The organism is Anaeromyxobacter oryzae (genome assembly GCF_023169945.1).
GTDB classification, from domain to species: Bacteria; Myxococcota; Myxococcia; order Myxococcales; family Anaeromyxobacteraceae; genus Anaeromyxobacter; species Anaeromyxobacter oryzae.
Window position 1 is genome coordinate 3,722,092 of record NZ_AP025591.1, and the last position, 19,947, is coordinate 3,742,038.

The 19,947-nt window shown below is 72.9% G+C and carries 22 protein-coding genes; 12 read left to right on the forward strand and 10 right to left on the reverse strand.

The features are described from left to right. Positions 1-7: 7 nt before the first annotated feature. Positions 8-1,426, reverse strand: a complete 1,419-nt coding sequence (locus tag AMOR_RS16260; RefSeq protein ID WP_248352605.1) for a protein-disulfide reductase DsbD family protein — start codon at positions 1,424-1,426, stop codon at positions 8-10. Positions 1,427-1,587: 161 nt separating this feature from the next. Here AMOR_RS16260 and AMOR_RS16265 point away from each other — a divergent pair, with 161 nt between their 5' ends. From AMOR_RS16265 to iscX, 7 genes are all read left to right on the forward strand, one after another. Beyond that, positions 1,588-2,802: an IscS subfamily cysteine desulfurase gene (locus tag AMOR_RS16265; protein WP_248352606.1), complete on the forward strand. Its 1,215-nt coding sequence runs from the start codon at positions 1,588-1,590 to the stop codon at positions 2,800-2,802. A gap of 57 nt (positions 2,803-2,859) precedes the next feature. Beyond that, the gene (iscU, locus tag AMOR_RS16270) at positions 2,860-3,321 is read left to right on the forward strand and encodes a Fe-S cluster assembly scaffold IscU (protein ID WP_248352607.1); all 462 of its coding nucleotides are present in this window, start codon (positions 2,860-2,862) and stop codon (positions 3,319-3,321) included. A 12-nt stretch (positions 3,322-3,333) separates the two neighbouring features. Then, positions 3,334-3,666 carry a HesB/IscA family protein gene (locus AMOR_RS16275; RefSeq protein ID WP_248352608.1) on the forward strand — a complete coding sequence of 111 codons (333 nt, stop codon included), beginning with the start codon at positions 3,334-3,336 and terminating at the stop codon, positions 3,664-3,666. Between the two features lie 87 nt (positions 3,667-3,753). Then, a complete protein-coding gene (gene hscB, locus AMOR_RS16280) occupies positions 3,754-4,371 on the forward strand; it encodes a Fe-S protein assembly co-chaperone HscB (protein ID WP_248352609.1) in 618 nt (205 codons plus the stop codon). A 14-nt stretch (positions 4,372-4,385) separates the two neighbouring features. Next, positions 4,386-6,263 carry a Fe-S protein assembly chaperone HscA gene (hscA, locus tag AMOR_RS16285; RefSeq protein WP_248352610.1) on the forward strand — a complete coding sequence of 626 codons (1,878 nt, stop codon included), beginning with the start codon at positions 4,386-4,388 and terminating at the stop codon, positions 6,261-6,263. A gap of 1 nt (position 6,264) precedes the next feature. Beyond that, positions 6,265-6,570 (forward strand): 2Fe-2S iron-sulfur cluster-binding protein, encoded by a 306-nt coding sequence (locus AMOR_RS16290; protein ID WP_248352611.1) that lies wholly within the window; start codon positions 6,265-6,267, stop codon positions 6,568-6,570. Between the two features lie 2 nt (positions 6,571-6,572). Continuing rightward, positions 6,573-6,770 carry a Fe-S cluster assembly protein IscX gene (iscX, locus tag AMOR_RS16295; protein ID WP_449658174.1) on the forward strand — a complete coding sequence of 66 codons (198 nt, stop codon included), beginning with the start codon at positions 6,573-6,575 and terminating at the stop codon, positions 6,768-6,770. A gap of 54 nt (positions 6,771-6,824) precedes the next feature. On the opposite strand, the gene AMOR_RS16300 is transcribed toward iscX, so the two are convergent. The 8 genes from AMOR_RS16300 to AMOR_RS16335 form a co-directional block, all read right to left on the reverse strand. Continuing rightward, positions 6,825-8,516, reverse strand: a complete 1,692-nt coding sequence (locus AMOR_RS16300) for a methyl-accepting chemotaxis protein (RefSeq protein ID WP_248352612.1) — start codon at positions 8,514-8,516, stop codon at positions 6,825-6,827. A gap of 259 nt (positions 8,517-8,775) precedes the next feature. After that, the gene (locus AMOR_RS16305) at positions 8,776-9,825 is read right to left on the reverse strand and encodes a protein-glutamate methylesterase/protein-glutamine glutaminase (protein WP_248352613.1); all 1,050 of its coding nucleotides are present in this window, start codon (positions 9,823-9,825) and stop codon (positions 8,776-8,778) included. Position 9,826: 1 nt separating this feature from the next. Continuing rightward, a complete protein-coding gene (locus tag AMOR_RS16310; protein WP_248352614.1) occupies positions 9,827-10,711 on the reverse strand; it encodes a CheR family methyltransferase in 885 nt (294 codons plus the stop codon). Positions 10,712-10,732: 21 nt separating this feature from the next. Further along, positions 10,733-11,290: a chemotaxis protein CheW gene (locus AMOR_RS16315; protein WP_248352615.1), complete on the reverse strand. Its 558-nt coding sequence runs from the start codon at positions 11,288-11,290 to the stop codon at positions 10,733-10,735. 58 nt (positions 11,291-11,348) lie between these two features. Beyond that, positions 11,349-13,025 carry a chemotaxis protein CheA gene (locus AMOR_RS16320; protein ID WP_248352616.1) on the reverse strand — a complete coding sequence of 559 codons (1,677 nt, stop codon included), beginning with the start codon at positions 13,023-13,025 and terminating at the stop codon, positions 11,349-11,351. 8 nt (positions 13,026-13,033) lie between these two features. After that, a complete protein-coding gene (locus AMOR_RS16325) occupies positions 13,034-13,552 on the reverse strand; it encodes a chemotaxis protein CheD (RefSeq protein ID WP_404800901.1) in 519 nt (172 codons plus the stop codon). Between the two features lie 2 nt (positions 13,553-13,554). Next, positions 13,555-14,400 (reverse strand): GAF domain-containing protein, encoded by an 846-nt coding sequence (locus tag AMOR_RS16330; protein WP_248352617.1) that lies wholly within the window; start codon positions 14,398-14,400, stop codon positions 13,555-13,557. 13 nt (positions 14,401-14,413) lie between these two features. Next, positions 14,414-14,785, reverse strand: coding sequence for a response regulator (locus tag AMOR_RS16335; protein WP_248352618.1), 372 nt, complete (start codon positions 14,783-14,785; stop codon positions 14,414-14,416). Positions 14,786-15,196: 411 nt separating this feature from the next. Between AMOR_RS16335 and AMOR_RS16340 the strand changes: the two genes are divergently transcribed. Together AMOR_RS16340 and AMOR_RS16345 are read left to right on the forward strand one after the other, a co-directional pair. Continuing rightward, positions 15,197-15,814 carry a hypothetical protein gene (locus tag AMOR_RS16340; RefSeq protein ID WP_248352619.1) on the forward strand — a complete coding sequence of 206 codons (618 nt, stop codon included), beginning with the start codon at positions 15,197-15,199 and terminating at the stop codon, positions 15,812-15,814. Further along, the gene (locus tag AMOR_RS16345; RefSeq protein ID WP_248352620.1) at positions 15,811-16,761 is read left to right on the forward strand and encodes a lamin tail domain-containing protein; all 951 of its coding nucleotides are present in this window, start codon (positions 15,811-15,813) and stop codon (positions 16,759-16,761) included. Before AMOR_RS16340 ends, AMOR_RS16345 begins: the two co-directional genes overlap by 4 nt. Positions 16,762-16,990: 229 nt before the next feature. Here the strand turns inward: AMOR_RS16345 and AMOR_RS16350 are convergent, their stop codons facing one another. Further along, positions 16,991-17,680 (reverse strand): response regulator, encoded by a 690-nt coding sequence (locus AMOR_RS16350; protein ID WP_248352621.1) that lies wholly within the window; start codon positions 17,678-17,680, stop codon positions 16,991-16,993. A 76-nt stretch (positions 17,681-17,756) separates the two neighbouring features. On the opposite strand from AMOR_RS16350, the gene AMOR_RS16355 reads away from it, so the two are divergent. Genes AMOR_RS16355 through AMOR_RS16365 form a run of 3 tightly spaced genes read left to right on the forward strand, consistent with a single transcriptional unit; the run spans position 17,757 to position 19,931 of the window. Beyond that, positions 17,757-18,266 (forward strand): chemotaxis protein CheW, encoded by a 510-nt coding sequence (locus tag AMOR_RS16355; RefSeq protein ID WP_248352622.1) that lies wholly within the window; start codon positions 17,757-17,759, stop codon positions 18,264-18,266. Next, complete coding sequence (locus AMOR_RS16360; protein ID WP_248352623.1) at positions 18,263-18,655, forward strand: chemotaxis protein CheW; 393 nt, start codon at positions 18,263-18,265, stop codon at positions 18,653-18,655. Before AMOR_RS16355 ends, AMOR_RS16360 begins: the two co-directional genes overlap by 4 nt. A gap of 25 nt (positions 18,656-18,680) precedes the next feature. Next, positions 18,681-19,931, forward strand: a complete 1,251-nt coding sequence (locus AMOR_RS16365) for a methyl-accepting chemotaxis protein (protein ID WP_248352624.1) — start codon at positions 18,681-18,683, stop codon at positions 19,929-19,931. Positions 19,932-19,947 lie beyond the last annotated feature (16 nt).

A 19,947-nucleotide genomic window follows, 5' to 3' on the forward strand; every position in this document is an offset into this window, starting at 1 on the left:
GCGCGCCTCACCAGCGCACGGCGCACGCGACCGGGATCGCGCCTGGCTGGCGATCGACCGGCGGCGCGTCGGGCAGCGCGGCGAGCTTCTCGCACGCGCCGTCCACGGTCCGGAGCCGCTGCAGCATCTCGTCGGCGCCGACCGCGCCGACCACCCGGTCCGGCACCTCGCGGCCCCGGTGGTCGAGGAACACCACCGTCGGCATCCCGACGACGCCGTACCGCTCGGCGAGAGCGGTGAACGCGTCGTCCGCGTCGGTCCCGTCGAGCTTCACGGCGACGAACCGGGACGCGGCCTCCTTCACCGGCGCCTGCGACCAGGCGATCTTGTCGAGCTCCTTGCAGGCGACGCACCAGTCCGCCCAGAAGTCGATGATCACCGGGCGGCCCTCGGCCTTCGCCTTCGCGATCGCCGCGTCGTAAGAGTGCAGCCACGCGAACGTGCTCCGCGCCCGCGCCTCGCGCGCGCCGGACGCGCCCGCGGCGTAGACGATCCCGCCGACGAGCAGGACGACGCCGAGCCCCTTCGCGAGCCGCTCGGCGGCCATGCCGTGGAAGCTGCCCTGGAGCGCGCCGAGGAGGACGCCGATGGCCGCGGCGCTCGCCGCGAGGTACGCCGCCGCGTGCGCCGCCGAGAAGAGCCGCCCGCTCGCCGGGAACGCGCCCTTCACGAAGATGAGCGCGGCGGCGAGGAGCGCGACGCCGAAGACGGACTTCACCGTCTCCATCCACGGCCCGCTCTTCGGCAGCGCGATGGAGAATGCGCCGATGAGGAAGAAGAGGAGCCCCATCCCGAGGGCGTAGGTGAACATGATGCCGACGCCGAAGACGACGGAGCCCTTCGCGGCGATGAACGTCAGCGCCGCCGCGAGGACCGGGCCGGTGCAGGGCGCGGCGATGATCCCGGAGACGAGCCCCATGCCGAACGCGCCCGCGCGGCCGGCGCCGCCGACCCGGTTCAGGCGGAGCTGCAGCGCGGACGGGAGCTGGAGGTCGAAGGCGCCGAACATCGAGGCCGCCATGGCGCCGAGGACGACCGCGACGAGCCCCATCACCCAGGGGTTCTGCATGACGGTCCCGAACGCCTTCCCGGTCGCCGCCGCCCCGACGCCGAGGGCGGAGTACATGACGGCGATGCCGAGGACGTAGAGGGCCGAGAGCGTCATCGCCTCGGCGCGGCTGCTGGCCCTCCGGGCGCCGAACATCGAGACGGTGATCGGGATGAGCGGGTAGACGCAGGGGGTGAGGCTGGTCGCGACGCCGCCCGCGAAGGCGGCCGCGAACGCGAGGATCGACCCCTGCCCGAGCAGGCCACCGAGGCCCAGATCGCTCCCACTTCCGGTGGGCCCCAGCCCGATCCGGTCGGGTATCCAGGCGACGGCGGCGAACGCGGCGGCGGCGAGGAACAAACGGATGGCGGTGCGCATTTTCAAGGCTTGCTGCTGCTCAAAAAAAGTCCTGTCGGCGCCGACATTTGCTAAATGGGGGCGCTTGACCGGGTGACCGTTTTCCTTATACTCGACCCTCGCCGTCCATGTTTGGCTCCGTGGGGCAAGGTCCCCGCTTCCCGTAAGAGGCTCCGGGCGCGATGAAGATTCCCATCTACATGGACTACCACGCCACGACCCCATTGGATCCGCGCGTGCTCGAGGCCATGCTGCCGTTCTTCACGACCGACTTCGGCAACGCCGCCTCGAAGAGCCATGCGTTCGGGTGGAAGGCGGAGGAGGCGGTCGAGGCGGCCCGCGAGGAGGTCGCGCGCCTGATCGGCGCCTCCCCGAAGGAGATCGTCTGGACGAGCGGCGCGACCGAGTCCGACAACCTCGCGATCAAGGGCGCGGCGCACTTCTACCACTCGAAGGGCAAGCACCTCGTCACCTGCAAGACCGAGCACAAGGCCGTCCTCGACTCGATGCACGCCCTCGAGCGGCAGGGGTTCGAGATCACCTTCCTCGACGTCGAGCGGGACGGGCGCGTCGATCCCGCCAGGGTGAAGGCGGCGCTCCGCCCGGACACGATCCTCGTCTCGATCATGCACGCGAACAACGAGACCGGGGTGGTCCACCCGATCGCCGAGATCGGCGCGATCACCCGCGCCGCGGGCGTGGTCTTCCACTGCGACGCGGTGCAGTCGATCGGCAAGATCCCGTTCGACGTGGAAGCGATGAACGTCGACCTCGCGTCGATGTCCGCGCACAAGATGTACGGCCCGAAGGGCGTCGGCGCGCTGTACGTCCGCCGCAAGCCCCGGGTCCGCCTCGTCGCGGAGATGGACGGCGGCGGACACGAGCGCGGCTTCCGCTCGGGGACCCTCAACGTGCCGGGCATCGTCGGGTTCGGGATGGCCTGCGCCCTCGCCACCGCCGAGCGCGAGGCGGAGGCGGCGCGCGTGCTGGCCCTGCGGGAGAAGCTGCGGAAGGGGATCGAGAAGGAGCTCGATCTCGTGACGCTGAACGGCAGCCTCGAGCACCGCCTCCCGGGCAACCTGAACGTGAGCTTCGCGTACGTCGAGGGCGAGGCGCTGATGATGGCGGTGAAGGACGTGGCGGTCTCGTCCGGCTCGGCGTGCACGAGCGCGTCGCTCGAGCCGTCCTACGTCCTGCGCGCGATGGGGGTGACCGAAGACCTCGCCCACTCGTCGATCCGCTTCGGGCTCGGGCGCTTCACCACCGCGGAGGAGGTGGAGTACGTTGTGCGCCTCGTCGCCGAGAAGGTGAAGAAGCTGCGCGAGATGTCGCCGCTCTACGAGATGGTCAAGGAAGGCGTCGATCTGACCCAGATCGAATGGGCGAATCCCCACTAGAACCGGTTCGAGCGGTCCCGGGTCGAAGGGGGAGGGGCAACGAGAAAAGGAACCGAGATGGCGTACTCCGAGAAGCTGATCGATCACTACGAGAACCCGCGCAACGTCGGATCGCTCGACAAGAACGATCCGGAGGTCGGGACGGGGCTCGTCGGGGCGCCGGCATGCGGCGACGTGATGAAGCTGCAGATCCGGGTGAACGATCAGGGCGTCATCGAGGACGCCAAGTTCAAGACGTTCGGCTGCGGCTCCGCGATCGCGTCCTCCTCGCTCGTGACCGAGTGGGTGAAGGGCAAGACGGTCGAGGAGGCGCTCACGATCAAGAACACCGACGTGGCGAACGAGCTGAACCTGCCGCCGGTGAAGATCCACTGCTCCGTGCTCGCCGAGGACGCCATCAAGGCGGCGGTCTCGGACTGGCAGAAGAAGCACGGCCAGAACCCCTCCGTGAAGCCGAACACCGTCCAGGGCGACCGGGCGGCGCTGCTCGAGAAGGGCGTCCTCAAGTCCGGGATCTAGCGGAGGCGCGGCATGGCCACGGTGATCGAGATCAGCGAGAAGGCGGCGGTCCGGATCAAGAAGCTGACCGAGGAGAAGAAGACGCCGGACGGCGGGCTTCGCCTCGGCGTGAAGGGCGGCGGCTGCTCGGGCCTGTCGTACTTCATCGACTGGGCGGACAGGCCGGCGAAGCTCGACCAGGTCATCGAGCGCGACGGCGCGCGCGTGTTCGTGGATCCGAAGAGCGCGATCTTCCTCGCCGGCACCGTGATCGACTGGCAGCAGACGCTCATGCAGACGGGGTTCGTGTTCCGGAACCCGAACGTGAAGAGCGCGTGCGGGTGCGGGGAGTCGTTCACGATCTGAGAAGGTGACGTCCGGCGTTCCGGCCCGTCGACCGCGCGGCGCGCGGCCGGGCGGGAACGGTCTTTCCGGAGCCGGGGGAGGACCGCGGTGCTGCACTGCTGGAGCTGCAAGACGCTGGAGGAGGAGCCCACGCCCTTCTGCCCCAGCTGCCGCAAGATCCAGCCCGTCGGCCGGACGGAGGACTATTTCTCCCTGCTCGGCCTCCCTCGCCAGTTCGCCGTCGACCAGCGCGAGGTCGAGAAGCGCTTCCGCGACCTGTCCCGCACCCTCCACCCCGATCGCTTCGCCAAGGCCGAGTCGCGCGAGCGCCGCCTCTCCCTCGAGCGCGCGACGCGCCTCAACGACGCCTTCCGCTACCTCAAGGACTGGCGGCTCCGGGCGGCGTACCTCCTGAAGCTCGCCGGCACCGACGTCTTCGCGGAGGGCAAGACCTTCGCGGACCCCGAGTTCCTCGAGGAGCAGCTCGAGTGGCGCGAGGCGATGGCGCTCGCCCAGGCCGACGGCGACGCCGCGGCGCTCGCCCGGATCGCCGAGCAGGCGCGCGAGCGGCTGGCGGCGCTCGAGTCGGAGGTCTCCCGCTGCTTCGAGGACGAGCACTGGTTCTCGGAGCTCGTCATCGACATCGCCCGGCGGCTCTCGCGGGCGCGGTACTACGACAACATCGTCGCCGACGCGCAACGGGCCGGCGCCTCTCTTCATCTGTAGTAAGAAGAGGACCCATGCCCCGCGCCATCGGGATCGATCTCGGGACGACGAACTCGCTCGTCGCCTACGTCGACGAGCGGAACCGTCCCCAGGTGTTGCCCGTCGACGAGGGCCGCCCGCTCCTCCCCTCCGCCGTCTTCTACGGGCCCGACGGCGGCGTCGAGGTGGGCGCCGCCGCCAAGCGGCGTGCCCCGGAGCGGCCGGTCGACACGATCCTGTCGGTGAAGCGGTTCATGGGTCGCGGGCCCGGCGACATCCGGCCGGAGGACCGCGGCATCTATCGCTTCGACGAGTCCGGCGCCGTCGTGAAGCTGCACGTCGGCGGCGACGCGCGGGCGGTCACGCCCATCGAGGTCTCCGCGGAGATCCTCCGGGTCCTGCGCCGGCGCGCGGCGGACGGACTCCGAGACGCGCCGGGCGGCTGCGTCATCACCGTCCCCGCCTACTTCGACGACGCCCAGCGCCAGGCCACCAAGGACGCCGGCCGGCTCGCGGGCCTCGACGTGCTCCGGCTCCTCAACGAGCCGACCGCCGCGGCGCTGGCGTACGGCCTCGACAAGCGGGCCCAGGGCACGTTCGCGGTGTACGACCTCGGCGGCGGCACCTTCGACGTCTCGATCCTCCGCCTCGACAACGGCATCTTCGAGGTGCTCTCGACCGGCGGCGACACCCACCTCGGCGGCGACGACTTCGACCGCGTGGTCGCGCGGAAGCTCCTCGCGGAGGGGCTCACGCCGCGCGTGGAGACGCCCTCGCCGGCGGTGCTCCGCGGCGCGGTCGCGGCCGCGCAGAAGATCCGGGAGGCGCTCACCTACGAGGACCTCGTGGAGGCCGAGGTGGAGCTGCCGGAGGGCTACCGCCTCGCGGCCCGGCTCACCCGCGCCGAGCTCGAGGCGCTCATCCAGCCCGTCGTCGAGCGCACCAGCGGGCCGTGCCACGACGCGCTCCGCGACGCGGGCGTCCCGCGGGTCGACGGCGTGGTGCTCGTGGGCGGCGCGACGCGGACCCCGCTCGTGCGCCGTCACGTGCGGAAGATGTTCGGGCAGGAGCCGCTCACCGACCTCGACCCGGACACCGTGGTCGCGCTCGGCGCGGCGGTCCAGGCGGACGCGCTCGATCGGGGCGGCCGCGAGGACGTGCTCCTCCTCGACGTGATCCCGCTCTCGCTCGGCGTCGAGATGATGGGCGGCGTCGTCGAGAAGATCATCCTGCGGAACTCCACCATCCCGGCGTCCGCCACGCAGGGCTTCACCACCTACGCCGACGGCCAGACCGGCATGGTGATCCACGTGGTCCAGGGCGAGCGCGAGCTCGCCCGCGACTGCCGCTCCCTCGCGCGGTTCACGCTGAAGGGGATCCCGCCGATGCCGGCCGGCATCGCGCGCGTGGAGATCTCCTACGCCGTGGACGCCGACGGGATCCTCCAGGTCTCGGCGCGCGAGCTCACCACCGGACTCGAGCAGCGGATCCAGGTGAAGCCGACGTACGGCCTCACCGAGGACGAGGTCGAGCAGATGCTGGTCGAGAGCATCGAGCACGCCGAGGAGGACGTCTCGGAGCGGTTCCTCCGCGAGTGGCGCGTCGAGGGCGACCGGATCGTGTCCTCGCTCGAGACCGCGTTCCAGATGGACGGCGAGCTCCTCGCGCCGACGGAACGCGCCGCCATCGAGGAGAAGATGCGCGGGCTCCGCGACGCGATGGCCGGCCACGACTTCCTCGCGGTGAAGGCGTGGATCGAGTCCGTCGACGCCGCGACCAAGGAGTTCGCCGAGCGCCGGATGAACAAGCACATCGCGAAGGCGATGGCCGGGCACCGCGTCGAGGAGTTCTCGGACCACCCTCCCGCCACCGGGTCGAAGGACATCGACCTCGACACGAACGAGAATACCTGAGATGCCGCGCGTGACCTTCGTGCCCGACGGGAAGACCGTCGAGGTGCCCGCCGGAACGTCGATCCTGGACGCCGCCGAGGCTGCGGACGTGGACCTGCCGAGCAACTGCGGCGGCGTCTGCGCGTGCACGACCTGCCACGTCTGGGTGGAGGAGGGGCTCGACTCGCTCTCGGAGCTCGAGGACCGCGAGGACGACAAGCTGAACGAGGCGGCCGGCCTCGCGCCCACGTCGCGGCTCGGCTGCCAGGCGTGCGTGTCGACCGGCGACGTGGTGGTCCGGATCCCCCACAACCGCATCGCGAGCTGACCATGAAGTGGACCGACGTCCGGGAGATCGCCATCGAGCTCGCCGAGCGCCACCCCGGCGTCGCGCCGCTCTCGGTGCGCTTCACCGACCTGCACCGCTGGGTGTGCGAGCTCCCCGGCTTCTCCGACGATCCCGCGAAGTCGAACGAGAAGGTCCTCGAGGCCATCCAGATGGCCTGGCTGGACGAGGTCGAGGACTGAACGAGGAGGGGCCCCGCGCCCACGGCGCAGGGCCCCGGTCCCGCCCCTCGCGCCCTAGAACCGCTTGAAGCCCGAGTCGCCGTGCGTCGCGCCGTTCCGGCGCGGCGCGGGGAGCGCCGCCGCGTCCGCCGCCTGGGCAGCGCGGGGCGCCGGATGCGGCGCCGCGTGCGAGATCGCGTGGGCGGCCGGGGCGGCGAGCGCGGGACGCGGCGCGGGCGCGTGCGCGCGGACCGGGCCGAGGTGCGCCACCTGGAAGAACGCCATGAGCTGCTGGAGCGCCTCCGCCTGCGAGGACATCTCCTCGGCGGTCGACGAGAGCTCCTCGGCGGCGGACGCGTTCCGCTGCGTCACCTGATCGACGACGCCCATCGCCTTCGAGACCTGCGAGACCCCGGCCGACTGCTCCTGGCTCGCCGCGGCCACCTCCTGGACGAGCTCGGCCGTCTTCTGGATCGCCGGAACCAGCTCGGTGATGAGCGCGCCCGAGCGCTCCGCGACCTGCACCGACGAGGCGGCGAGGCCGCCGATCTCGCCCGCCGCCTTCTGCGCGCGCTCGGCGAGCTTGCGGACCTCGGTCGCCACCACCGCGAACCCCTTGCCGTGCTCGCCCGCGCGCGCCGCCTCGATCGCGGCGTTCAGGGCGAGGAGGTTCGTCTGGTACGCGATCTCCTCGATGATCCCGATCTTCTCGGCGATCGCCTTCATCGCGCCCACCGTCTCGGTGACGGCCCGCCCGCTCTCCTGTGCGTTCCGGGCGCCCTCGCTCGCCATCCGCTCCGTCTGCCGCGAGTTGTCGGCGTTCTGCGTGATCGACGCGGTCATCTCCTCGAGCGAGGAGGTGGTCTCCTCGACGCTCGCGGCCTGCTCGCCGGTGCCCTGCGAGAGGGCCTGCGCCGTCGCCGAGACCTGCTGCGACGCGCCGGTGAGCGCCTCGGCGCCGCTCCGGACCTCGCCGATGATCTGGGCGAGCTTCTCCGCCATCGTCCGCATCGCCGCCTGGAGCCGCCCCGTCTCGTCCGTGCGGTCCACCGTCGGCAGCTCGCGGAGGTCGCCCTCCGCGACGCGCTCCACGACGCGGAGCACGCCGGCGAGGGGGTTCGTGATCGAGCGGGTGATGGACACGCTCACCACGGCGCCGAGCGCGACGCCGGCGAGGAGGATGAGGAGCATCGTCGAGCGGGCGTCGGCGGCGGCGGCGGAGACCACGGTCCCGGCCTCCGCCATCTTCTTCTGGTGCGCCTCCGAGAGCTGGTCGAGGGCGACCTCGAGGGCGCGGATCGAGTCCTTCACCGGCGCCATCGCCGCGTTGCCCTCCTGCGGCGACGCGAACCGGCCCGTCCGGGCGCCGGTCGAGACCCCGGCGAACCCCGTCGCGTACGCCTCGAGCTCGCGCCGGGCCGTCTCGATGGCCTGCCGGTCCTCCGCGTCGTCCGCGAGCTTCGAGAGGTCCGCGAGGTCGGTCCGGAGCCGGTCCGCGCTCTTCGACCAGGCGCGCTCGTACCCGGCCTGCTTCTCCGCGTCGCCGATGTTGAGGAGCACGTCCTTCTCGGACCGGCGCAGCTCGAGCACCGACGAGCGCCCGTCGTCGGCGACCGCGGCCGTGCGCGCGTCCCCTGCGAGCATGTCGAGCGTGGTGGTCGACACGCGCGCGAGCCCCCAGTACCCCGCCGCGGCGACCGCGCCGGTGATGGCGAGCATGAGCACGAACGCGAGCGAGAGGCGGATCCCGATCGACAGGTTCTTCATCCTGGTGTCCCCGCGGCGCGCTGCCGCACGTTGCGTGCAGGTCGAAGCGCAGCCGGCTTGACGCGCCGTCGGTGCAACCCCGGGGCCGGGTCCAGATCTACTCCGGGTGCATCCCTCGACCCGTGAAAAGCCGTGATCCGTGGACCTGTTACGACGCTTCTGAGACTACGATGAGAAAACCTGCCTGCTACGAACGGGTGAGGGCGATGTCACCCTGGAGTGGGAAACAGCACCCATCCAGGTACCGCGGCGGCCACCGTCAGACCGTCCACTTGAGGATGGCATGGGCGATCCGCGGCAGCGGCAGGATCTCGTGCACGCCGCCCCGCGCGATCGCCTCCTTCGGCATCCCGAACACGACCGAGGTGGCCTCGTCCTGCGCGATGGTGTGGGCCCCGGCCGCCTTGAGCTCGACGAGCCCGTCGGCGCCGTCGTCGCCCATGCCGGTGAGGATCACGCCGACGGCGTTCGGGCCGGCGGCCTGCGCCGCGGAGCGGAAGAGCACGTTCACGCTCGGGCGGTGGAGCGACACGGGAGGGCCATCGACGACGTCCACGAAGTAGAGCGCGCCGGAGCGGCGGACGACGAGGTGGTGGTTCCCCGGCGCGATGAGCGCCCGGCCCGGGGCGAGCCGGTCGTTCGGCCGCGCCTCCTTCACCTCGATCCGGCAGCTCGCGTCGAGGCGCCGCGCGAACTGCTCCGTGAAGACCTCGGGCATGTGCTGGACGATGGCGATCCCCGGCGCGTCCGGCGGCATCGCCTCGAGGAGCGCCCGGAGCGCCTCGGTCCCGCCCGTCGAGGCGCCGACGACGGCGACCTTGTGCGTCGTGTCGCGGATGACCGGGGGCCGCTTCGGCGGGAGCACCGCGTCGGCGGAGAGCTTCCGGGCGGCCGCCACCGGCGCGCGCGCGCGGACCCGGGCCTGGACCGCGGCGCGGACGACGTGGACGAGCCGCTGCGCCGAGTCCTCCAGGAACCCCTTCACCCCGAGGCGCGGCTTCGTCACGATGTCGACCGCGCCCTCCTCGAGCGCGGAGAGCGCCACCTCGGTGCCGGGGCCGGCCAGCCCGGAGCACACGACGACCGGGATCGGATCCTCCCGCATCAGCTTCTGCAGGAAGGTGAGCCCGTCCATCCGCGGCATCTCGATGTCGAGCACGATCGCGTCCGGCCGCTGCCGGCGCATCTTGTCCATCGCGATGATCGGATCGCCCGCCGTCTCGACGAGCATCCCGACGCGCCCGAGGATCTGCGCGAGCGCGGTCCGGACCACCGCGGAGTCGTCGATCACGAGGATACGGGGGGGCATGTCACCGGTCCGGCTTCGCGGCCGGCGCGAGGGCGTACACGGTCGGCAGGAGCGCCTTCGCGCGGTTGGTGAACCCGCCGAGGCTCTCGGCGTGACCGAGGAACAGGTACCCGTGCGGCAGGAGCCGATCGAGGAGCCGGTCCACGACCTTCCCCTTCGTCTCCTTGTCGAAGTAGATGAGCACGTTGCGGCAGAAGACGAGATCGAACTGGCCGAGGCCGGGGTTGTCGTGCGTGAGGTTCAGGCGCGAGAACCTGACGAGGCCCCGGATCTCCGGCCCCGCCTTCATGAGCCCCTCCTGGCCGCCGTAGCCCTTCAGCATGTACGCCTTGAGGTACGGGTCGGGGATCTCGCGCGACTTCTCGAGCGGCCAGACCGCCGCCTCCGCCCGCGCGAGGACCTTCGTCGAGAGATCCGTCGCGAGGATCTGCAGGTCCCAGCCCTGCAGCGCCGAGAGGAGCGTCATCGCGATCGTGTACGGCTCCTCCCCGGTCGAGCACGCGGCGCTCCACACCCGCAGCCGCCGCGGCCGCCGGCCCGCCTCGGCCTCCTCGCGCCACGCGGGCAGCACGCGATCGCACAGGAACTCGAAGTGGCGCGGCTCGCGGAAGAAGTGCGTCTCGTTCGTGCAGATCGCGTCGAGCATGCGGATCCGCTCGGCCTCGTTCGCGACGACGAGGTCGAAGTACCCACCGTACGAGTCGAGGCCGAGCTCCCGCAGCCGCCGGGCCAGGCGGCCCACGAGGAGCGCCTTCTTCACCGGGGCGAGCCAGATGCCCGCCTCGTCGTTGATGAGCCGCTGGAACCGCGCGAAGTCGCGATCGCTCACGGCGGAGAGGACGCCGGAACCGACCTGCAGCGTTCCCCGCTCCACCCGCGCAGCCACCCGTGCGTCCGTCGCGCGCGGCTACGCCGCGGGCGCAGTCTCCGGCGCCGGCGCAGGAACGGCCGCGGCGGCCGGCACCTCGGCGGGGAGGCCCTCCTTCACCGCCGCGGCGAACTCCTTCTCGTCGGCGGAGATCACGCGGTCGATGTCGAGCAGCAGCACGAACCGCTTCCCGACCTTCCCCATGCCGAGCAGGTAGTCGACCCGGACCTGCGTACCGAAGGTGGGCGGGGGCTCGACGTCGTCCGGCCCGAGCTCGATGACCTCGCGGACCGCGTCGGCCATCACGCCGATCACCGTCGGCTGGCCGTCGAGCACCGCCTCGACGATGAGGATGCAGGTGAGGCGGGTGACCGCGGTCTCCGGGAGCCCGAACTTGGCCGCGAGGTCGATCACCGGGACCACGGCGCCGCGCAGGTTGATGACGCCCCGCACCGAGCGCGGGGTGGAGGGCACGCGGGTGATCTCCTCGTACTGCAGGATCTCCTTCACCTTCAGGATGCCGACGCCGTACTCGCAGCCGGCGAGGCTGAAGGAGAGGTGCTGCGCGCGGTCGGTGTCGTTCGCGTTCTGCGCCATGTGCTTCCTCCGTCCCCGGCGCGCCGTTCACGGGCGCCCGCGGGGTGTTCGGTTCGGTCTACGCCGCCGCGGCCTGCGCCGCGTACCGCTTCAAGGTCTCCCTGAGGAGCCCCGCCACGTCGAGGATGAGCGCCACGCGGCCGTTCCCGAGGATGGACGACCCCGCCACCCCGGGGATGCCCTTGAACAGGCCGCCGAGCGGCTTGATCACCGTCGAGCTCTCGCCGTGCAGCTCGTCGACCGCGACGCCCGCGGCCTGCGTCCCGTGCTGGACGATGACGACGTTCTCGCGGCGGGACCGCTCTCCGCCGACGTGGAAGTGATCGCGGAGCCGCAGGTACGGCAGGGGCTTGCCGCGGACGTTGATGACGCCCCAGGGCGTCGCCGCGGCGGTCTCCTCCAGCGGCAGCTCGAGGCACTCCACGACGGCGTCGAGCGGCAGGATGTACGTCTCGCCCCCGACGCCGACGCGGAACCCCTGGATGATCGCGAGCGTGAGCGGCACGCGGATCGTGATCGCGGCGCCCCGGCCGGGCGCGCTCTCGATGCCCACCGAGCCGCGGAGCGCCTCGACGTTGCGGCGCACGACGTCCATGCCGACGCCGCGCCCGGAGAGGTCGGTCACCGCCTCGGCGGTGGAGAAGCCCGGCTCGAACACGAGCCGCGCCACGTCCTCGTCGGTGACGCGGCCGGGGTCGCTCGCGTGCCCCTGCGCGACCGCCTTCTCCGCGATGCGCCGGCGGTCGAGCCCGGCCCCGTCGTCGATCACCTGGATCACCATGCTGCCCGCCTCGTGGTACGCGCGGAGCACGAGCGTCCCCTCGGGATCCTTGCCCGCGGCGCGGCGCGCCCCGGGCGACTCGATGCCGTGGTCGAGCGCATTGCGGACCATGTGCATCAGCGGATCGCGGATGTGCTCGATGACGGCGGTGTCCACCTCGACGTCCTCGCCCTCGACCACGAGGCGCGCCTGCTTGCCCTGCGCCGTCGCGAGGTCGCGGACGGTCCGGACGTGCTGGTGGAACGTCGGCCCGATCGGCACCATCCGGGCCTTCATGATGAGCTCCTGCAGGTCCAGGTAGAGCCGGTCCGCCTCGCGGTGCGCCGACAGCACGTCGTCCAGCGTGACGTTCGCGCGCCGCTCGAGCATCTCGGTGAGGCGCCCGCGCGCGATGGCGATCTCGCCGGAGAGGTTCAGCATCCGGTCGAGCTTCGAGACGTCGACGCGCAGCGTGCGGGAGGACGCGAGCGGGTGCAGCGCGGGGTCCGCGCCGTCCGCGCCGGAGGCCTGCGCGGGGCGATCCGGGGCGTCGGCGGCCGTCCCGGGCGCGGCGCCGGCCGCGCCGGCGGCGGAGGCGAGCTCCGCCCGGAACGCGGCGATGGCGGCCGACGGCGCGGTGGCGCCGCCGGCGGCCTCCGACAGCGCGTCCCGGAGCACGTCGACGGAGCGGAGCAGGAGCGTGACCAGCACGTCCGTCACGCCGAGCGTCTTCTTCCGGAGCCGCTCGAGGACGTCCTCCAGGTCGTGCGCCACGTCGCGGACGACGTCGAAGGCGACGAGCGAGGACGATCCCTTGATCGTGTGGGCGTCGCGGAAGAGCGCGTTCAGCAGCGCCTCGTCGCCGGGCGCCCGCTCGAGGCGGACCAGCGTCTGCTCCATCCGCGCGAGGATCTCCTCGGCCTCGGCGAGGAAGGTCGCGAGCAGGGCTTCCCGATCGATCTCGAACTCGTCCATCGACCCTCCTACAGCTGCCGGACCCAGGCGGTCCCGTCGTCCACGTGGAAGATGAGCTTCCGGCCCTTGGTGCCGCCCACGTCCCGGTCGAGCACCGGGATCCGGGCCTCCTCGAGGAGGCGGAGCGCGAGCACCGCGTTCTCCTCGCCGAGGTTCCGCGAGGTGCGGAACGCGCCGATGACGCTCGCGCCGCCGAACACCTTCGCGACGAGCGCGCCGCGCGACGCGCCGGCGCGGACGACCTCCTCGACGAGCTGCGGGACGGCCACCGTCCCGAAGCGCGGCGACCGCTCCCGCTCGACGTGGAGCGGCAGCAGGAAGTGGTTCACGCCGCCGACCTTCGCCACCGGATCGTACAGGCAGACCGACACGCACGAGCCGAGGATCGTCGTGACCGCCGTCGGGCGCGCCGCGACCGCGAGCTGGCCCGCGTGCAGGTAGATCTGCGCGCGATCGCCGCTGTCCGGCGCGCCGATGAGGGCCGGCCCGGACGCGCGGTCCGCTGCGGTGACGGGCGGTCGCGCCACGCCTACCCCGCGGCCGCCGTCCGCTCGTCGCCCGCGCGCAGGTGCAGCGCGATCCCCGCGTGGGTCGAGAGCAGATCGAACACGGCCTGGTCCGAGTCGCCGAGCACGGGCTTGTGCCCGAGCAGGCGGAAGATCGCGACGGCGCCGTGCACGCGGCCGTCCACCTTCAGCGGGACGACGGCGGTGAGGTCGCGGTCCTCGGGCGCGGGCTTGCCCTCGCGGCCCGCGACGTACAGCGTGCCCGTCGCCGCCGCGCGGCCGATCGCGCCGGCGCCGAGCGCGATCTCGCGGATGGGCTCCGGGTCGACGCCGAACGAGCGGACGACCACGAGCCGGTCGCCGCGGACCTCGAACACGGCGAACTCCTCCGTCCCGATCAGGTTGATGACGATCTCCTGGAGGGCGGTGAGGACGTCCGCGCGGGAGACGGCTCCGTGGAGGCGGTCCAGCGCGACGAACAGCTGCGCGACCTCCGCGCTCTTCTCCTCGACCTGGACGTACTCGTCGCAGATGCGCTGGTTCTCCGCCTCGATCTCGGCGAGCCGCTCGCGGAGCCGTTCGCGCTCGGCCGTCGCGTGGTCCACCGCCTCGCGGGCGAGGGCGAGCTCCGCCAGGAGCCGCTTCTTCTCGAGATCGACGGCTGCGGGGTCCGGGGCGGCGGCGGCGGGCATCGTCGCCGGGACCGGCGTGGCCGCCGCGACGGCGCGGGACTCGCTCAGCCGATCCTTCTCCGTCCGAAGCGACGCGACCAGCTCGCGGAGCCGCTCGTTCACCTTCTGGAGATCGCGGCCGGGCTTCTCGGCGGAGGTGGGCTCCGCCGAGGCCGGCGCGCGGGGATCCGAGGCCATGGCTCCTCCGGGGCTACTGGCCGAGGCAGCTGCGCACCTTGGCGAGCAGCTCGAGGCCGTTGATGGGCTTCGTCACGTAGTCGTTGCAGCCGCTCGCGTACCCGGTCTCGACGCTCGCGAGCTCGCCGCGCGTCGTGACCATGATGACCGGGATCGACGCGGTCTCCTCCGCCTCGCGCAGCTTCCGGCAGGCCTCGAAGCCGTCCATCCGCGGCATCACGACGTCCATCAGGATGAGGTCGGGGCGCTCGGCGAGGGCCTTCTCGACCCCCTCCAGCCCGTCCTTGGCCGTCACGACGTCGTAGGCGCTCTTGGAGAGGATCATCCGCTCCATGAGCAGCACGGTGCTCGAGTCGTCGACGAGCAGGATCTTCTTCCGGTCCATCGTTTTCCCTCCGCCGGTGCGGAGGCCGCTTCTGCAAGCGAAGCACCAGTCGGGGCGTCCGGCGGCGGACGGGCGATGTGGGTGCAGGTCGGCGGCCGGGGGCTGGTGACCCGGTCACGGTTTTCGCCCGGGATCCGGGCGTGGACGGCACCCCGGACCGCCGGAGACGGCGGCCGTTCTCACTCTTCGTATGCCCACCGGCGTGCTCGCGCCCCGCGGCGTGCGTGCCGGGCGCGCGCCGGGCGGTGGGTCCGTCGCGCCCCGGGGGTCGCGCCCCCCCGGCACGAGCCGCGCCGCGTGTCGCGCGGCCGGCGCGCGGGCCGGCCGGGCGCGCCGCGACCCGCGAGCCGACGCAACCGCGCGGAATCGGGACGGGTCCCGGTGGCGCGCCCGCTGCTCCCGCGCGTGCGCATGACCGTCCCCGCGCTCCTCGTCGCCGCGGTGCTCGCCGCGCCGGCCCCGTCCACGCCGACCCACCCCCCGGAGCCCCCGCCGCAGCCGGCCGACCGCGTAGCCCTCCGTGCGCTCGCGGTCGCCGCCGCCGGAGATCCCGACGTCGCCTCGGTCCAGGCCGCCGCCGCGCGCGAGGCGCTCCGCGGCGCGGCGGAGCTGGACGGGTGGCCCGGGCGCGCCCGCCTCTCGGCGCTGCTGCCGCGGATCACCGCCGAGGTCCGGCACGACGAGCAGTCGAACCGCACGGTCGGCCTGCAGAGCGCGGGCGAGGTGGACTACCTGCGGCTCACCCCTGGCACCACCGTCCTGGTGCGGGCGACCTGGACGCTCGCGGATCTGGTCGCCCACCGCGGCGAGATCGCGGCGGCGACCGCAGCCGCCGCGCGGGCGCGGCGCGCGACGGAGGCCGTGCAGCGGGCGACGGTGATCTACTTCGAGCGGCGCCGGCTCCGCGTCGCCCTGCTCCTCGCGCCGCCGGAGGATCCGCTCGCGCGGGCGCAGGCCGAGCTCGAGATCGCGCGGCTCGGGGCGGAGCTCGACGCGCTCACCGGGGCGCCGCGGGAGGGCGGGCGATGAGGGCGGCCGGCGCGAGCGTCGCGATCGCCGTCGCGTGCGGGTCCGCGTGCGGCGCGCCCGAGCCCGCGCCGTACGCCCGTGTCGTGGCGGTGGTGCCCACGGGCCCGGGCGTACCGCCGGAGCAGCCCGGCGTCGCCGTGACCTTCAGCGCGCCCGTCGGCGCCGAGGGCCTCCTCGACGCCGCGCGCCTCGTGCTCGCGCCGGCGGCGGCCGCCGCCGACGCGCTCTCCGCGGTCGAGTCGGAGGCTGGCGCCGGCGCGCTCGCGGCGGCGGTGCCGGTCGACGCGACGCTGGAGGACGGCGGCCTCCGCGCGGCGCTCCGGCCGCGCGCCCCGCTGCGCGCGCACACCGCGTACGCGCTCGTGCTCTCGTCGCGCGCGCTCGCCGCCGACGGGCGTCCCGTGCTCGACGCGGAGGGGCGCCGGCGCGCCACCGTGTCGACGTTCGAGACCGGGGCGCTCCCTGGCCCGCCGCCGCGGCCCGTGCTCACCGAGGTGCGCGCGGACGCCGCGACGCCGGAGGCCGGGGGCGAGTACGTCGAGGTCGCGAACCTCGGCCCCGGCCCGCTCGAGCTCGCGGGGTACCGGCTCGCGAAGCGCACGGCGACCGGCGCGCTCGCGAGCTGCGCCGTCGTCCCGCCCGCGGATCCGGTGCCGTCCGGCGGCGTCGCGCTCGTCGTCGGCGGCGCGTACGACGGCCGCTACGCGCTCCCGGCCGGCACGGCCCTCGCGACCTGCGGGACGACCGCGCTCGCCGGCGGCCTCGCGAACGACCACGCGCCGGAGGTGCTGCTCGTCGATCCCGCCGGAGCGATCGCGTCGAGCTTCGGCGCGGGCGGGATCGCGCCGCGCTGCCCGGCGGCGGCGGTGCGGGTCGATCCCGAGGGGCCGGACGTCGCGGAGAACCTGGTCTGCGCGGAGGGGGAGGGGAGCCCGGGGATGTTGTAGCTCCGTACACCGTAAACGTGCCCGTACACGTGCCCGACCCCGTGCCCGTGAACCGCTTCCCGTGGCCCGCGGGCCGTCCTCCCGATCACCCGTGCCCCGAACCCCTCTCCGCGTCGGGCACGCCAGACGCTTCACGGGAACGGGCCACGGGCCACGGGAGTCGGGTGACGGGAACGGAGATGCCGGGCACGTGTACGGGCACGGCCACGGCGCACGGGACGCTTCGCGCTCAGGTGTTGTCGACGATCCACTTCCCGAGCAGCTCGTCCTTCGAGATGAAGCCGTCCGCGCCGCACTCCTGCACCAGGCGCTGGACCTTCTCCTTCTCCTCACCGGAGCAGAAGAGGACCTTGATGGACTTGAACATCTCGTTCTTCTTCACGAACCGGCAGAACTGGCCGCCGTCCACCTTCGGCATGTTGATGTCGAGGAGGATCAGGTCGGGCCGGGTCTGACGCTTCAAGATGATCGAGGTCGCCTTCTCCGCGTCGGGCGCGTACTGGATCTCGAAGCCCTTCGCCTCGAGCTCCTCCTGGAGCAGCCGCGCCACGATCTCGGAGTCGTCGACGATGAGCACGCGGCGACGGCCCTCGACCGCCGCGGTGAAGCGCTTCGGGAAGTCCTCGCTCCCGGGGGCGGAGACCGCGCCGTCGAGCTTCAGCTCGGCGGCGGCCCGGGCGAGCTCCTCCTGCGCACCTTCGCCCACCAGCAGCGCTCGCCCGGTGAAGCCGCGATCGCGCAGCAGCGCCGGGGCCTGCTTGGCGCGGCCCGCGTCGACGAGGAGCGCGGCGGCGCCGGCGACCTCCGGCACGAGGGCGTGAGGCTCCCGCTCCAGCAGGACCTGGTGGCCGGCGGCCTCCAGCGCCATGCCGGTCATCTGGAGCACGAGCTCGCTGTCGCAGCAGATGAGGACCTTCAAGTCGTCGTACCTCTGGCGCCAGAAAATAGCACCGACTTGCCCCTGCGTCCCGGCCTCGCTGATAATCCCGCGCCGGATGGCCGATCCGAAGCCCGCAACCGAGTCGAGCGACGCGGCCGGGCAGAAGAACCCCGAAGCCTGGTTCTTCTGCCTGCGCCTGCTGGGCGGCCGCTATGCGTTCGAGGCGCCGCTCGTCACCGAGGTCGTGCGGCTCGGACCGCTCACGCGCCTGCCCGCCGCGCCAGCGTTCCTGCCGGGCGTGTTCACGCACCGTGGCGAGGTGCTGCCGGTGCTCGACATCGGCCAGCTCGTCGGCCACACCGCCGTCCCCATCCGCGCGAGCACCCGCGCGGCGATCGTGCACTGCGGCCCGTGGAAGGTCGCCGTGGTGAGCGAGTCGGTCGAGGGCCTCGTCTCGATCCCGCGCCGGGCCCTCGAGGCGCCGCCCGCGGAGTCCTCCGGCGTAGCGGAGTTCCTCTCGGCGGTCGGGCGCGATCGCGGCGGCGCGGTGGCGATCCTCGACCTGCCGCGCCTCGTCGAGACGGCGCGTGCGCGGGCCGTGCCCGCCGGGGGCGGCGCCGCGTGACGGAGCCGACCAGCGAGATCCTCATGTTCCAGGTCGGTGCCCGCGTATTCGCCGCGGTGGTGCACGACGCGATCCGCATCGGCTCGGTGCGGGAGGTCGCGGCGGGCGACCTCGTCGTCGAGACGCCGCTCGGGATGCCCTGGGGCCGCGAGCGCGGGATCGTCGTCGCGGGCGACGCCGCGGACGTCGAGCGGACGCTGGTCGTGGACCAGGTGATCGGCGTCCGCAGCGTGCCGGAGGGTGACGTCCACCCGCTGCCGGCGTTCGCCGCCGCGTGCATCGGCTCGGGCGCGGTCACCGGCTTCGTCATCGTGGACGAGGCGCCGATGCTCCTCGTCGATCTCCCCACCCTCGTGCGCGAGCAGGCCGGCGCCGCCGCACGTGTCTAGCTCCCAAGGAACCAGAGGCGACCCCATGCCCCTCGACGTCAAGACGCAGAAGAAGCCCGCCGCGCGCGCCCCGAAGAACGGCAAGAAGGCGCCGGCGGGGATCTCCGACGCCGAGCGCCTCGCGGCGTACCTCCGCGAGGTGGCGGACGGCCGGTACGACGGCCGGCTCGACCCCGCGACGATCGCCGACCCCGCGCTGCGCGCGGTCGCCCAGGCCGCGAACGCCGCGGTCGATCACGTCATCGCCGAGACCAAGGACGCGCGGGGGCGCGTCGAGGTCGTCACCGCGGGCGTCGACGAGGCGATCGAGGCGATGATCCGGCTCGTCATCCAGGGCGATCTCTCCGGCACCCTCCGGCTCGGCGTCACCGACCAGGCGCTCACGCCGCTCATCGCCGGCATCGGCCAGGTGATGGAGACGCTGAAGAAGTTCGTGACGGAGATCCGCGAGGCGGCGCTCCAGCTCTCGACGTCCTCGGCGGAGGTGCTCGCCGCGGCGACGCAGAACGAGTCGTCCACGAGCGCGCAGGCCTCGGCCATCCACGAGACCACCGCGACGATGGAGGAGCTGAAGGGCGCCTCCCACCAGATCGCCGAGAACGCGCAGATGGTGGCGGCCATCGCCGAGCAGACGCTCACCGGCGCGCGGCAGGGCGAGGGCGCCATCAAGGCGTTCATGGGCTCGATGGAGAAGGTCCGCCACAACGCCGTCGAGGTGGACGACGCCATCGCGAAGCTCTCGAAGCGCGTCGAGCGGATCGGCACCGTCGTCGAGGTGATCGACGAGATCGCGGACCGCTCCGACCTCCTCGCGCTGAACGCCGCCCTCGAGGGCGCGAAGGCCGGCGAGGCGGGCCGCGGGTTCTCCATCGTCGCGGCCGAGATGCGCCGCCTCGCCGAGAACGTCATGGAGTCGACGAAGGAGATCAAGAACCTCATCACCGAGATCCGCGAGGCCACCCACGCCGCCAAGGAGGCGTCGGACGGCAACAAGAAGATGGCCGGCGAGGGCGAGAAGCTCGGCGGCCACGCGATGACGAGCGTCACCGGCATCCTCACCGGGATCCAGGAGACCAGCGACGCGGCCCGCGTGATCCACCTCGCCACGCAGCAGCAGCGGACCGCGACCGAGCAGGTGGTCCAGTCGATGTCCGAGATCGAGGAGGTCACGCGCCAGGCGCAGACCGGCTCGAAGCAGGCCACCGGGGCCGCCGCCGAGCTGACCAAGCTCGCCGAGCGCCTCGCCGAGCTCGTGAAGCGCTTCAAGGTCGACTAGCGAAGGACGACCCGCT